Genomic DNA, 14,358 nt, shown 5'->3' on the forward strand with positions numbered 1-14,358 from the left:
CCTCAAGATACGCGCGTAGAAAATGCCCCGACAAGACCTCGTCAATGAACTGTCGGTTCCGGCCGGATGACCTGCGGAAGCGTCAATTCAGTCGCTTCCCAGGCTCCTTCCAGCTTTCACCCAGCTTTCAGCCAGCTTGACCCTGGCTTTGCCCGGCTTTACCCGATCCGCTCCACGATCAGCTCGCACAGCTCGTGGGTGCGCAGCGCGTCATGCGCGTCCAGGGTCTTCCCGGCCCGGACGGCGTCCAGGAAGGCCAGCACGCACTGCTCGATGCCGCGCTGGCGGGCCACCGAGACCCAGTCGCCGCGCCGCCGGACGGTGGGCTGGCCGCGGTGGTCGATCACCTCGGCCAGGTTGCGCACCTCGCGCTTGGAGTCGCCGCCGGAGACCTCCAGCACCTCCTCGGTGGAGCCGGAGACCCGGTTCATGATGCCCAGCGCGGTGAACCCCTCCCCGCCGAGGGTGAGCACCACGTGCTCCACCAGGCCCTCGCGGTCCTTGCGGGCCCGGACGTCCACGTGCTCGATCTCGCCGGGCACCAGGAACCGCAGGGTGTCCACCACGTGCACGAAGTCGTCGAAGACCAGCGAACGCGCCGCCTCGGCGAGGCCCTCGCGGTTCTTCTGCAGCACGATCAGGTCGCGCGGGCGCTCCAGGGCCTGGGCGTAGCCGGGCGCGTGGCGCCGGTTGAAGCCGACCATCAGCGAACGGCCGGTCCGGTCGGCGAGGTCGACCAGCTTCCGGGCGCCGTCCACGGTGTAGTCCAGCGGCTTGTCCACGTAGACGTCCACCCCGGCGCCGAGCAGCCGCTCGACGATCGGCACGTGCTGGTCGGTGGCCGCGTGCACGAAGGCGGCCCGGATGCCGCTGTCGATCAGCGCGCCCAGGTCGGTGAACCGCCGCCCGGCGTCGACCCGGTGGGCCTCCCCCAGCCGGTCCAGCTTGGCCCGGTCCCGGGTCATCAGCCGCAGGTCCAGTCCGGGCAGGGCGGTCAGCACCGGCAGGTACGCCTTCTGCGCGATGTCGCCGAGTCCGATCACCCCGACCGGCAGCGGGCCGGCGGGGACAGCGGTCGAGGTCATGAGTGCTCCTGGGGTGCGGCCGGTCTTCGTTCCCGGCCACCCTACGCGGCCGCGGCCCGGCCGCTCCGGGCCCGAGCCCGGGCGGCGCCCAACGGGGCCCCGGCGCACGGATGGTAGGGGAAACCCGACCACCGGATCTCGACCTGGACGTCATGACGGCACCGGCCTCCGGCGGCTGCAATGGCGGGGCGCCACTTTCCCTGTGGCTCTCCCCCGGCCCGGCGACGACCGCCGGGCCCCTCCGGATGCGAGGCACCGACACCCCATGGGCACCACCCTGATCGTCACCAACGACTTCCCGCCCCGGCAGGGCGGCATCGAGACCTTCGTGCACGCGATGGCGGTGCGCGTCCCCGGCGACGATGTGGTGGTCTACACCTCCCGCGAGCCGGGCGCCGCCGCCCACGACGCCGCCCTGCCCTTCCCGGTGGTCCGGGACCGCAGCCGCACCCTGCTGCCCACCCCCCGGACCACCCGCCGGGCCGTGGAGATCGCCCGCGCCCACGGCTGCGACCGGGTCTGGTTCGGGGCCGCCGCCCCACTGGCCGCGATGGCACCCGCGCTGCACCGGGGCGGCGTCGAACGCAGCGTCGCCACCACCCACGGCCACGAGATCTGGTGGGCCCGCGCCCCGCTCGCCCGCCGACTGCTGCGCCGGATCGGCGACCACGTCGACGCCGTCACCTACCTCGGCGAGTACACCCGCCGCAGGATCGCCCCGGCGCTCGGGCCGCGGGCCCGGCTGGTGCGGCTCGTCCCCGGTGTGGACGCCGAGCTGTTCCGGCCCTCCGCCGAGCACCGCCGGGCGGTCCGCGCCCGGTACGGGCTGGGCGACGCCAGGGTGATCCTCTGCGTGTCCCGGCTGGTGCCCCGCAAGGGCCAGGACGCCCTGATCCGGGCGCTGCCGCTGATCCGCCGGAGCGTGCCGGACGCCGTCCTGCTGATCGTCGGGCACGGCCCGGACGAACCGCGGCTGCGCCGGCTGGCGAGCCAACTCGCCCCGGGATCCGTGGTGTTCACCGGCGGCCGGGACCACACGTCGACGGCCCGGTACTACCCGGCGGCGGACGTCTTCGCCATGCCGTGCCGCACCAGGCGGGCCGGCCTGGAGGCCGAGGGCCTGGGCATCGTCTTCCTGGAGGCCGCGGCGAGCGGCCTGCCGGTCGTGGCCGGGGACTCCGGCGGCGCACCGGACGCGGTGCTGGACGGCCGGACCGGGAGCGTGGTGGACGGCCGGGACGTCCGGGCCGTGGCCGAGGCCCTGACCGCGACCCTGCTGGACCCGGACCGGGCTCGGGAGTTCGGGCGGCGCGGCCGGGCGTGGGTGTCCGGGCAGTGGTCCTGGGACGCCTCGGCGGAGCGGCTCAACCGGCTGCTCACGCCCGGGGTGGACCTTCGCTCGGCCACTGTCCCGCCGGTGGGGTGACCGGCCGGCCCCGCAGGTGCGCCAGCACAGCCAGCACCCGCCGGTTGCCTTCCACCGGGTCGAGGTCCAGCTTCATGAAGATGTTGCCGGAGTGCTTGACCACCGAGGCCTCGGTGACGGTCAGCCGCCGGGCGATCGACTGGTTGTTGAGCCCCTCCGCCATCAGCCCCAGCACCTCCCGCTCGCGCGGGGTGAGGCGCTTCAGCGGCTCGTCGGCGGTGCGCTGCCCGAGCAGCACCCGCACCACCTCCGGGTCCAGGACGGTCTGCCCGTCCGCCACCCGCTCCAGCGCGTCGAGGAAGTCGGCGACCTCGCCGACCCGGTCCTTGAGCAGGTAGCCGAGACCGCCGTCGGTGGCCGCGTCCGCGCCGAACAGCTGGGTCGCGTACGCCGTCGCCACGTACTGGGAGAGCACCAGGACGGGCAACCCGCGGTGCCGGGAGCGCAGTTCGACGGCGGCCCGGAGCCCCTCGTCCCGGAAGTCCGGCGGCATCCGCACATCGGTGATGACGACGTCGGGCCGCTCGGCGTCCACGGCCCGGGCCAGCTCCCCCGCCTCCCCGACGGCGGCGACCACCCGGTGCCCGACCCGCCCCAGCAGCTCCACCAGGCCGGCCCGCAGCAGGACGGCGTCCTCGGCGAGCACTACCCGGAGCACGGGACCTCCAGGCGCAGTCGGGTCGGTCCGCCGACCGGGCTGGTCACGATGAGTCGTCCTCTCAGGATGGCCACCCGGTCGGCCAGCCCCTGGAGGCCGGCGCCGGTGGCGGGATCGGCCCCGCCACGGCCGTCGTCGGTGACGAGCAGCACGAGCTTCCCGCCCCGGATCGCGCCCTCGACGGCGATCTCCGCCGCGCCGCTGTGCTTGGCGGCGTTGGTGAGCGCCTCGGTGACGGTGAAGTAGGCGGCGGTCTCCACCGGGCCGGGCAGCCGGTGCGGCAGGTCGAGGTCCACGGTGACCGGGATCGGGTGGCGCAGCGCCAGTTCGGCGACGGCCGCCGGCAGTCCGTGGTCGGTGAGCACCTGGGGGTGGATCCCGCGCACCAGGGTGCGCAGCTGCTCCAGGGCCTGCCGGGCCTCGCCGCGGGCCCGGGTGACCAGCTCGGCCGCGCCCGGGTGCTGCCCGCGCAGCTCCAGTTCGGCCAGGCCCAGGGTCATGCTCAGGGCGACCAGTTGCTGCTGGGCGCCGTCGTGCAGGTCGCGCTCGATCCGGCGCCGCTCGGCCTCGAAGGCGTCCACCAGGCGGGCCCGGGAGCGGGTGAGTTCGACCACCCGGCGGCCGAGGTCCTCCTCCCGGGCGGCGATCAGCAGCTGCGCCGTCCACACCTGGGCGCCGGCCAGCAGCGCACCGGCGTAGGCGGAGAGCACCAGTCCGACCAGTCCGACGGCGCTGCCGGGCAGGGCCGCGAGCGAGTGGGTGATCGGCCGGCCCGGGATCAGCATCACGGTGTCCGGGCTGATCGCCCAGACGACCACCGGCGTGGAGAGCAGCATCAGCGAGAACCCGAGCAGCGCCAGGAAGCCGAGGCCGCTCGCGGTGAACAGCACGGACTGGACCAGCAGGTACGCCAGTTCGCGCCAGGTGGCCCGCTCCCGGAGCCTGGTCCGCAGCCAGGCCGGTGCCCCCGCGCCGGGCAGCGAGCCGTGCGGGTCGGGCAGCGGCACGGGTTCGACCAGCAGCAGCCGGCGCCGCTCCAGCGCGGCGAGCGGCACCCCGAGCACGGCCACCCCGGCCAGCACCAGCAGGCCGATCCCGACCAGCGACAGCCCGGCCCCGATCAGCAGCAGCGCGACCGTCAGCAGCAGTACCACGACGCCCTGGAGGGTGCCGGTCAGCAGGAACGCCCAGGCGCGCAGCGGCCAGGCCGACCACAGGAAGGCCCGCGGCGGCCGTCGTACGGCCCCCCAGACGGCGACCGTCATGGCACCTCCCCTCCCCTCCCCGGACGCGTACGAACTCCGGGCCCGACCCTACCGGGCCGCCGGGGGCGGCCTGCGCACGGTCCGGGGCGGCGGAGCGGCGACGGCCCGCGCGGGGGGCGGTGGTCAGCGGCCGCCCGGCTCCGGGGGCAGCGGCAGGGGGCGGGAGCAGGTGGAGCGGCGGACGTAGCCGAGGCCGTCGTACTCCTCGGCCAGTACGGTCGGGGCGAGTTCGAAGCGGTAGGTGAAGCGGGGCACGCCCGCGCCGAAGCTGCGCAGGTAGTGCCGTTGGGCCAGCCAGGCTTCGACGGCGGGCTCACCGCGGGCGGCGCGAAGGTCGATCAGGTGGTCGTCGCGGTGGGCGGCGGCGAGTTGGCCCTCGACGGACTTCGGTCCGCCGCTGCCGATGCCGTGGCGGTGCGGCGGGCGGGCGCGGGTGGAGCCGGTACGGGCCCGGAAGGCACCCTTGCCGAGCAGCAGGCCGAGGGCGTAGTAGCCGTCGCCGTAGCGTTCGCGCAGGTGGTGGCCCATCGCCGGGACGCCGGCCGCGTACCGGCCGGTCATCACATGGCTGTTGTGCGCCCAGACGGCCGTCCTCAGCCCGGTGGTGTCGTGGAGTTCGGCGACGGCCTCGGCCATGTGGCGGTCGCGGGCGGCCAGCGAGCCCTCCTCGACGGCACCGTCGGTGCCCAGCGGCGGCCGGCCGGCCAGGTCGGCGGCCCGGACCAGGTTGCGGGCGTGGGCGAGCGCCCGGTCGGTGGCGGCGGCGCCGGCCCGGGCCGCGTGGTCCTCCCGACGCTCTTCCAGTTCTTCGAGCAACTGCCCTGCACAGGCCACCAGTTCAGCCGCCCCGTCGGGGTGCCCGGCCGGGGTGCTGTCGCCGATCGCCCGCAGGGTGTGGTGGACGGCGGCGGCCCGCTCGGGCGCCACCTGCCGGAGGAAGGCGTGGAGTTCCGCCGCGGAGCCGGCGCTGCGCTGCGGGTCGATGCCGACGAAGCGCACCCGCCGGGCCTCGGGCAGCGCGCGGTTGTGCTCGCGCAGCCACTCGACCAGGGCGAGCACCTCGTAGGTCTTCCAGGTCCAGAAGCCCAGCCGGTCGAGGGCGACCACCGGATCGCCGGCGCCGTACCGGACGTAGCCGTCCACGGCCTCGGCGTCGGCCGCGCTGGCCTCCATCGCCAGGGCTCCGAAGTCGAGTTCGCGGACCAGGAATTCGAGCAGCCGGTGCTTCAGCCGGAAGAACTCGGCCGTCCCGTGGGTGGCTTCGCCGAGCCCGACGACCTCCACCCCGGCCAGCACCCGGCGCAGCGGCGCCAGGTCCTCGGCTGGGCGGCCGGCGTCCAGGCCGGCCAGCGGGACGGCGTTCGCGGCCAGCCAGTCCGTCACGTCCCTGCTCACGTCCACCCCTTCGTCCGCCCCTTCGCCCCGGCCCGGACGTCTCGCCCGGCCCGGACGTCACTCCCGGCCCGGACGTCACTCCCGGCCCGGACGACCGATCCTACGCGAACGACCGTGCCCCTTCGACCGTCCGCCCTCGCGAAACCGAGAGCTGACGGGCAGTCAGCGCAGCGCCGGGCCAACGGCGTCGAGGATCGCCCCCAGGTCCGCCAGCGCCGCCTCCGCCCCCTCGGCGATCGCCACGCCCGCGACGTTGACCACCACCTCGTCCACCCCGGCCCGGGCGTACTCCGCCAGGCCGGCGGCCACCGCCGCGGCGTCGCCGTGGACGAAGGTGCCGGAGTCGACCAGGGCCCGGGCGCCCAGCGAGGGGCTGGCGGGGTGCACCCGCAGCCCGGCCCGGCGCAGCATGTCGCTGTAGTGCGGCGAGGCCAGGTGGACGTGGGCGGCGTCGTAGGCGAGCCGGTACGGGTTGCGCCCGGGGCGGTCGAGGGCCGCGTGGACGACGGTGACCAGCCGGGGCACCGGCCGCTCCGCCTCGGCCGCGCCCCGGGCCAGCGCCGGGCCGAGGGTGTCCCGCAGGTACCCGGGCGGGGTCAGCCAGGTGATGGCCGCGTCGGCCTCCCGCCCGGCCACCCGGGCCAGCGCCGGCCGGAGCACACCGAGGCCCAACTCCACACCGGGGTGGTCGAGTTCCTCGGGCAGGCCGCCGTGGGAGGCTCCGGCGAGCAGCGCGCGGACGGTGCGCAGGTACCCGGCGGCGGCCTCGCCGGGGCGCGGGTAGGGCGCGCCGCGCAGTTGGGCGACGAAGTCGGCCGCGCCCGGGCCGAGGCCCAGGACCGTCCGGTGGCCGGTCAGCCGGGCCAGTGAGCGGGCTTGGAGGGCGGCGTCGAGTTCGTGCCGCAGCGGCATCAGGGCGACGGCGGTGCCGACCGGCACCCGGTGGCCGAGGCCGGCCAGGTAGGCGAAGGCCTGGTGGGTCTCCAGGCGCAGCGACTGGCCCTGCCACAGTCGGGCCGCCCGGCCGTCCCGGACGAGTTCGGCGTACGGGACGAGCTGGGCCGGGTCGGTGGGCATGACCGGGAGGACGACGGAGATGGGCATCGGCGGGCTTTCGGTGCGGGGCGGCTTCGGTGGTCAGTGCGGGGCCGCGTCGGTGAGGTGGCGCGGGGCGGCTTCGGGTGGTCAGTGCGGGGCCGCGTCGGTGAGGTAGCCGGACGCCTGGAGGCGGAAGAGCCGGGCGTAGAGGCCCTCGGCCCTGAGCAGTTCGTCGTGGGTGCCCTCCTCCGCCAGCCGGCCGTCCGCGACGACGACGATCCGGTCGGCGATCCGGACGGTGGAGAAGCGGTGGGCGATGACCAGGGAGGTGGACTCGCCCGCGATGTCGCGCAGCCTGCCGAAGATCTCGGCCTCGGCCTCGGCGTCGATCGCGGCGGTCGGCTCGTCCAGGACGACGATCGGGGCCCTGCGCATGAACGCCCGGGACAGCGCGATCTTCTGCCACTGGCCGCCGGAGAGCTGGTGGCCCTCCTCGAAGTGCCGGCCGAGCATGGTGTCGTAGCCGCCGGGCAGGGTGTCGACGACGGGGGCGGCCCCGGCCGACCCGGCGGCCTGCCGGACCCTGCCGAGGTCGTCCAGCGACTCGACCCGGCCGAAGCCGATGTTGTGGCGGACGCTCATCTCGTAGCGGATGAAGTCCTGGAAGATCACGCCCATGTTCCGCTGCAGGTCGTCGACGTCGTACTCCTCGATCGGGACGCCGTCGATCAGGATCCGGCCGCCGGTCGGCTCGTACATCCGGGTCAGCAGTTTGACGATGGTGGTCTTGCCGGCGCCGTTCTGGCCGACCAGGGCGACGCAGGAGCCGGCCGGGATGCGGAAGCTGAGCCGGTCCAGGACGGGCCGGTCGGTGCCGGGGTAGTGGAAGCTGACGTCGCGGAACTCGATGCCCTCGCGCAGGGTGGCCGGGAAGGGCCGGTCGCCGCCGGCGATCCGGCGTTCCGGGAGGTCCAGGAAGCCGAACAGGTTGCCGAGGAACAGGGTGTCCTTGTAGAGGGAGGCGGCGCCGAGCAGCAGTCCGTGCGCGGCGACCTGCACGGTGCCGATGGCCTGGAGGTAACCGGCCAGTTCGCCGACCCGGCTGCCGTCGGCGGCGTCCCGGATCGCCCACAGCAGGGCGCCGGAGGAGGCCAGCACGCTCAGCAGGCCGAAGCCGCCGACGACGACCGACTGGCGGCGGGCCACCCCGCGGTCGATCCGGAAGAAGCGGCGGACCAACTCCCGGTAGCGGTCCAGCAGGTAGGGCCCGAGCTGGAAGAGCCGGACCTCCTTGAAGGAGTGGTCGGTGGTGGTCAGGTACTGGTAGTAGTACAGCCGTCGGCGGTCGGCGGTGCGGGCGTACTCGATCTCGAAGACCTTGTGGCTGAACGCCATGTGGGCGACCACCGAGGGGATCGGGGACGCCAGGATGACCAGCGCCACCCAGGGGCTCCAGGCGAACAGCACGGCGCTGACGGACAGCAGGGTGACCAGTTCGCGGGTGGCCTCCAGCATCTCGGCGAACAGCTGGTAGACCCGGCCGCCGTTGCTCTCCTGGAAGGCCCGTTGGAGCTTGTCGTAGGCGTCGGCGTCCTCGTACTGCTGGAGGTCCAGGGTGATGCCCTTGCGCATCACCTGCTCGCCGATGCTGGTCGTGAGTTCCAGCCGCAGCAGCGAGTCCAGGTACTGGACGGCGACGCCGAGCAGGTGGCCGGCCAGGGCGAGGGCGAGCAGCTGGTAGCCGGCCCGCAGGGCGTCGTCGCGGGCTCCGGCCTGGCCGCCGACGGCGTCCGCGACGCTCTGCACGACCTGCGCGGTGAGCGCGATCTGCAGGCCGGGGACGGCGGCGTTCAGGACGGTGCAGAGCGCGTAGCCGGTGACCTTGCCGGGGCTGAGCCGCCAGAACAGCGTGATGACGCGCAGCCAGGTCATCGGCCGTCCTCCGGTCCGGTCGGTTCGGTGCCGCGGTGGCCGTCCTCGGCGGCGAGCCGACCGCGGACGGCGCGCAGGGTGTGCCGCCACAGGCCGTAGGCGCGGTCCTCGCGGGCCAGGTCGATCGGCAGCAGCCGGTTGACCTGGAGGTGGGCGAGGCTGGCGAGGATCCGCCGCTCGCTGCCGACCAGCCGGCCGGCCGCCGCGGCCGCCCGGACCGCCTCGGCGGCCGCCCGGGCGGCGGGCCGCTGGGCGGCGAAGGCCCCGGCGAGCAGCTGCCGGTGCCGGGCGCCCTCCTGGTGCGGGCGGCGCGGCCAGGGCCGCAGCAGCTCACAGAGGTAGTCGCGGTCGGCGCGGAAGGCCCGCCGGACGGCCTCCTCCTCCGCCCGCCCACCGGGGGCGAGGTCGGCGCGGGCGGACAGCGGGACGCCCCACTGGGCGTACAGCAGGTCGACGGCGCCGACCAGCAGCGGTTCGGGCCGCAGCCCGGGGTTCAGGGCGAGCAGCCCGGCGGTGGCCTCGCTGTTGGCCTCGAAGAGCCGCTCGACGGCGTCATAGGCGTCGGCGCCGCCGTAGCGGGCGACCTCGGGCGCGTAGGAGGCCACCGCGAGGTCCCGGGCCAGGCCCCGGGCGACCAGCTCACGGCCCCAGGCGAGCAGCCGGGCGAGCGTGCGGGGCGCGTCGGTGCTGCGCACCCGCAGCCGCAGGTGCGGGTGGGGGTCGGCGTACCGGAGGTGGAACCAGCGGTCCAGCAGGCCTTCGGCGCGCAGTCCGGCGACCAGCTCGGGCAGCGGGCCGGTGATGATCTCGTCCTGGCGTTCCGGGCCGGCGTACACCTGGAGGAACGACCACTCGCCGCCGGGCAGGTGCCGCGGCACGGGGGCGGTGGTGCGGTCGCCGACCGGCGGGCGGGCGGCCGAGGCGGCCTCCCGGACGATCAGCGGGACGACGATCTCCTCGTGGTGGCGCCGCCCGTGGACGTCCGTCAGCCAGAGCCGGTCGTGGGCCGGCAGCAGCTCCTGGAAGGTCAGCGCCGCGCCCGGTTCGAGCGCCGCGCGCAGTTCGGGCAGGGTCTGCGGGTGGTCGAGGTCGAGCAGCAGCCGGTTGTCGTCCTCGACCAGGTAGACGTGCCGGGGGACGTTCCAGCGGGCCCGCCAGCCGGCCGGGTCGGCGAGGTCGCGGGCGGTCAGCCGCCACTGGGCGGGGCGGAGCACCACCCGGCCGCGGACCACCCGGGGCAGGAACGGCGCCCGGGCGAGCCGGCCCCAGCCGAAGGCGACCGGCAGCACGTACCCGTCGTAGGAGACCTCCAGCAGGAACCGGGCCACGTCGGGGGCGATCAGCGGGCTGAGCATGTGGTGCTGGGCGACGACCACCTCCCGGCCGAGCCGGCGGGACCACAGGTACAGCCGGCCCTCGGTGGCGCCGAGCAGCAGGTCGTCCAGCGGGACGACCCGGTCCGGCGGCACCGACGGGGTGCTGTTGACCGGGATCTCGTACGGCCGGATCCGCGGCCGGACGGCGACGTTGGCGGCCCGGCCCCAGGTCGGCTGGAAGGCGAGTTCGGCGTGGACGGCGTCGGGGAAGAGCTCCTCCTCGCGCCGGGCGTAGTCGCGCAGCCGCTCGACGGCGCCGACCCCGAGCAGGTCGAAGAAGCGACCGAACGTGCGGCCGCCCTGGGCCATGCCGTCGGAGCGCAGCACGGCGCGCCACTCGCCGCGGTCGATCGCGTCCCGGTCGGCGGCCTCGATGCTCAGGTAGGCGTCGACCACCGGCAGGACGGGCCCGGCGGTGGTGCGGCCGGGCGGGGCCAGCCGGTCCAGCCGGGCGTCGGTCAGCTCGATCTCGAAGGACCGCTCCCACCAGGCCTCCTGGGCGAGGTCCAGCAGGGCGGCGTCGTACCGGGCGGTGTCCGGCGGGCTGGTGGTGGGCGGCAGGTCGAAGGCGCGGCCGGGCTGGGAGTAGAGCGGCGGCGCGTCCAGGCCGGCGTCGGCGCTGAGCACCTCCAGGACGGGCACCCGGGCGCCGGCGCCGTAGCGCTCGACGAACTCCTCGCGGTAGCGGGCCAGGTGCTGGTGGTCGGTGCCGGAGGCGGCGGCCAGCCGCAGCAGCACGTCGACGGCCTCGGCGGCGGCCTCGCCGACGGCGCGGTTCAGGGTGGGCGTGCGCAGGTCGACGGTGGCGTCCAACTGGTAGGTGCGGCCGCGGTGTTCGGGCACCAGCGCGTTCTGGGCGGCGCTCAGGGCGCGCAGTCCCGCGACGTCGTGGGCGGTGCGGGTCAGCTCGACCACGGCGCGCAGGCCCTCGGCGACGGCCTCGGCCCCGGGCAGGCCGGTGACCTTCTTCAGCAGGTACTCCTCCGGGCGGGCCTCGGTCTGCGGCGGGCGCAGGTCGCTGCCGAGGAAGCCGAGTTCCCACAGCTGACGGACCAGACCGGTGACGGCCCCCTCCCCGGCCGCCGGGAAGGCGTCGGTCAGCTCCGCGACCAGCCGCCGGTACGGGACGGGCGCCGCGGCGGCCCGCAGCACCAGCCGGACCGGCTCGGTGGCCCGGATCCGGACGGCCCGCTTGTCCTCCTTGCCGTGCACCTCGGTGAACGGCAGCACCATGCGGTCCCCGGCCGGGTGCGCGGTGGAGGTGGCGACCACGTCGAGGTGGGGCAGCAGGGCCTGGTCGCCCTCCAGCCGGTGGATGAGCGCGAACAGCCACTCCAGGTCGCCCCGGACCCGGGTGTCGCGGATCGCCGGGCTGCCCAGCCGGGCGGTGGTGCGCTCGCCGAACTCGCCCATCGCGACGCCGGCGAACGCCCCGAACGGGGTGGGGCGGGTGGACATCCGGGTGAGGTAGCGCAGCAGCCGGGAGTGCAGGCGCCGGGTGCGGCGCTCGTCCGTCCGGTCGAGCCGCTCCAGGGCGGCCACCAGGTCCTCACTGGCCACCAGCAGCGCCCGGCGGACCTCCGGGTCCTCGGCGAGGGCGAGCAGTTCGGCGCGGGTGCGGTCCGGGTCGGCGGTGATCCGGTGGTAGGTGTCGACGGGCAGCGCGGGGGCGCGCAACAGGAAGAAGTCGGCGGCGACGTAGCGGGACACCCGGCTCACCGCCCCAGGAAGACGCGGAACCAGGCGGGCCGCTGCTGCGCGAGGGCCGCCAGCAGGGCCAGGGCGACGCCGGCGGCGCCGGACAGCAGCCCCGGGTCGTCCACGGTGTTGCCGGGGAGGTCCTCGTCGGCGAACACCACCGGGTGCCGGGGGTCGGCGTACGCCAGCAGCCGCTCCAGCAGCCCGGGCAGCGCACCCCGGGCGGCCGCGCTGTGCGGGGCGAACTCCCGGGCGAGCATGACGAGTCCGGCCAGGCCGTGGCAGAGCGTGGGGGCGCGCAGTTCGGCGCCGGCCGCGCGGCGCAGTGCGGCCTCGAAGGCCTCGACGGCGGTGGCCCGCAGTCCGGCGTCCCCGGTGGCGTCGGCGACGGTGAGCAGGGCGGCGGCGATCCCGGCGGTGCCGTAGCACCAGGCGAGTTGGTCGTGGCAGTGGGCGAGCGGCCGCTCGGCGCCGTGCTCGTCGACCGGGACGCCGTTGGCCCACAGCGGGCCCTGGTCGTCGGTCAGCCGGTGGCGCAGCAGCCAGCCGGTGAGCGCGGCGAGGGCCTCGCGCTGGCCGGGGCGGCGGTGGCCGGCCGCCCAGGCGACGGCGAGCGCGGCGGCCACCCCGGGCACGCCGTGGGAGACACCCAGGTTGAGGTAGCCGTGCGGGTACTGCCGGTGGTAGTCGCCGACCGGCGGGTAGACCTCGGGCCGCAGCAGCCAGCCCGGCGGGGTGCCCTCCGGCCGGTCGGGGCCGGCCAGCCGGATCAGCCGGTCGAGCAGCACGGCGGCGGCCTCGCGGACCCTTGGACTCGGCTCGGCCGGGGCGGTGAGGCAGGCCAGCACGCCGGCCGCGCCGTTGACCAGGTCGTAGTCGGAGTCGCTGACCGGTTGCCCGTCGGCCGGCCACTCGGTGGCGATCGCCTGCTCGGCGAGCTGCTCGTACAGCCGCAGCAGGCTGGGCCGGAAGCGGGGTTCGTCCTCGGCGCAGTCGGCCAGGGCCAGGGCGAGGCCGGCGGTGCCGCCGAACAGGCCGGGGCCGGAGAGCGGTTCGACCTGGGTGGCGAGTACCGCCTCGCGGATGTGGCCGTGGGCGTGCTCGCGGTCGCCGAGGCCGGCCCGGGCGGCGTACAGGTGGAGGAGGGCGAGGCCGGCCTGGCCGTGGCTCAGGCTGGGCGGGTACCAGCCCATCGGTACGGCGGCCTGGTCGGCGGCGCGCAGCGCGAGTTCGGCCCACTGGTCGGTGGTCGCGGTCCGGGACACCACGAGGCGCACCGCGTCGCGGACCCGTTCGGCGAGCGGGGCGTCGGGGGTACGGACGGGCGGTTCGCCGGTTTCCCGGACGGTGTGCATGCGTTCTCCCTCGGAGCGGTGGCCTCGGAGTGGTGGCCTCGGAGCGGTGGCCTCGGAGGCCGTGGCGGGCCGGCGCTGTGACGGCCCTGGAGTTTTCGGACGGCCCGGCGCGAGAATGGGCGGACGGGTGCTGCCGTGTCCTGAATCCACGGCAGCACCCGTCACCTCACCGGATGTCAGTCCTGCGACGGGTTCGAGCAGAAGCCCGAGGTGCACAGGCTGGTGCAGACACAGGTCGAGGTCACCTTGCAGCCGATCCGGGTGCAGACGGTGCGGGTGGCCAGACTGCTGATCGACGGCGTGGGCAGCTGGCCGCCACCCTGGACCGGCGAGCTGATGCGGGCGTCCAGGTCGAATGCGTTGTCGGACATCGTGAATTCCCTTCGAATCCGCCCACTCCGGTTTCCCGGAGGGGTCCGGGGGCTTCTCCCCCGCGATTCGATGATGTCCCGGCCAGCTTTCCGTGGCTATTGTCGCCGACGACAGTCCCACGGTTTCCGGGATTCAGGCGGCGGGTGCCTGCCGGGTCCGCTCGGGTGCGATGAGGTGGGCATAGGAGGCGAGGCAGCCGGAGAGCCGGGATTCGAGTTCGAGTTTTTCCAGTACGGCCGTGAGATGGGCCCGTACGGTGCGTTCGGTGACCTGCAGCCGGGCCGCCATCTGATGGTTGCTCAGGCCCTCGGCGAGCATCACGAATACCTCGCGCTCGCGGGGTGTCAGCCGGCCGAGACGGTCCAGTGCGCGGGTCCAGGCGGGTTCGCTTCCGGCGGCCGCCGTGGTCCTCGCGAAGTCATTCACGTCATCTCCCCGTTGTCCATCCGACGGATTCGGTGGGGCGGCTCCGTCCGGGCCGCACAGGACAGAACGTAGGCACAGTTCGAACCGGAAGCAACCATGATCCGCCGGTGGCTACGGAGCGTCAGGACCGCCCCGGACCGGGCCGTCCGACCGTCCGGAGGGGTTGTCCGGCGGAATCACGGGATTCCCCGCACAGCCGGAACGCGGCGCTCCGGGGAAACCCCCGCCATCCGGCGGGGATGGTTCCATTGGCACCATTCTCACTGTCCGTGGAGGTCTTCGACCGGGGCCCGGGGCCACGGCCGGCGGAACCGGTCGGGCCGATCCGGAAT

At 75.2% G+C, this 14,358-nt stretch carries 11 protein-coding genes; 1 reads left to right on the forward strand and 10 read right to left on the reverse strand.

The features are described 5' to 3' along the window. Positions 1-158 precede the first annotated feature (158 nt). Complete coding sequence (locus ACZ47G_RS05535; protein WP_465740550.1) at positions 159-1,055, reverse strand: Gfo/Idh/MocA family protein; 897 nt, start codon at positions 1,053-1,055, stop codon at positions 159-161. Positions 1,056-1,350: 295 nt separating this feature from the next. Between ACZ47G_RS05535 and ACZ47G_RS05540 the strand changes: the two genes are divergently transcribed. After that, positions 1,351-2,511: a glycosyltransferase family 4 protein gene (locus ACZ47G_RS05540; RefSeq protein WP_465740163.1), complete on the forward strand. Its 1,161-nt coding sequence runs from the start codon at positions 1,351-1,353 to the stop codon at positions 2,509-2,511. On the opposite strand, the gene ACZ47G_RS05545 is transcribed toward ACZ47G_RS05540, so the two are convergent. From ACZ47G_RS05545 to ACZ47G_RS05585, 9 genes are all read right to left on the reverse strand, one after another. Beyond that, positions 2,462-3,169, reverse strand: coding sequence for a response regulator transcription factor (locus tag ACZ47G_RS05545; RefSeq protein WP_465740164.1), 708 nt, complete (start codon positions 3,167-3,169; stop codon positions 2,462-2,464). The two genes, ACZ47G_RS05540 and ACZ47G_RS05545, sit on opposite strands and share 50 nt — an antisense overlap. Next, positions 3,157-4,434 carry a sensor histidine kinase gene (locus ACZ47G_RS05550; protein WP_465740165.1) on the reverse strand — a complete coding sequence of 426 codons (1,278 nt, stop codon included), beginning with the start codon at positions 4,432-4,434 and terminating at the stop codon, positions 3,157-3,159. The genes ACZ47G_RS05545 and ACZ47G_RS05550 overlap by 13 nt, the downstream gene beginning before the upstream one ends. Before the next feature lie 123 nt (positions 4,435-4,557). Next, the gene (locus ACZ47G_RS05555; protein ID WP_465740166.1) at positions 4,558-5,829 is read right to left on the reverse strand and encodes an erythromycin esterase family protein; all 1,272 of its coding nucleotides are present in this window, start codon (positions 5,827-5,829) and stop codon (positions 4,558-4,560) included. Between the two features lie 162 nt (positions 5,830-5,991). Further along, complete coding sequence (locus ACZ47G_RS05560) at positions 5,992-6,933, reverse strand: LLM class flavin-dependent oxidoreductase (protein WP_465740167.1); 942 nt, start codon at positions 6,931-6,933, stop codon at positions 5,992-5,994. An 81-nt stretch (positions 6,934-7,014) separates the two neighbouring features. Next, positions 7,015-8,799, reverse strand: coding sequence for an ABC transporter ATP-binding protein (locus ACZ47G_RS05565; RefSeq protein WP_465740168.1), 1,785 nt, complete (start codon positions 8,797-8,799; stop codon positions 7,015-7,017). Next, a complete protein-coding gene (locus ACZ47G_RS05570) occupies positions 8,796-11,885 on the reverse strand; it encodes a lantibiotic dehydratase (protein ID WP_465740169.1) in 3,090 nt (1,029 codons plus the stop codon). Before ACZ47G_RS05570 ends, ACZ47G_RS05565 begins: the two co-directional genes overlap by 4 nt. A gap of 5 nt (positions 11,886-11,890) precedes the next feature. Further along, positions 11,891-13,228, reverse strand: a complete 1,338-nt coding sequence (locus ACZ47G_RS05575; protein ID WP_465740170.1) for a lanthionine synthetase C family protein — start codon at positions 13,226-13,228, stop codon at positions 11,891-11,893. 176 nt (positions 13,229-13,404) lie between these two features. Then, a complete protein-coding gene (locus ACZ47G_RS05580; RefSeq protein ID WP_380459732.1) occupies positions 13,405-13,599 on the reverse strand; it encodes an FDLD family class I lanthipeptide in 195 nt (64 codons plus the stop codon). 133 nt (positions 13,600-13,732) lie between these two features. Next, complete coding sequence (locus ACZ47G_RS05585; RefSeq protein WP_465740171.1) at positions 13,733-14,026, reverse strand: helix-turn-helix domain-containing protein; 294 nt, start codon at positions 14,024-14,026, stop codon at positions 13,733-13,735. Positions 14,027-14,358: the final 332 nt, after the last annotated feature.

It is taken from the genome of Kitasatospora sp. NPDC030952 (genome assembly GCF_055571335.1).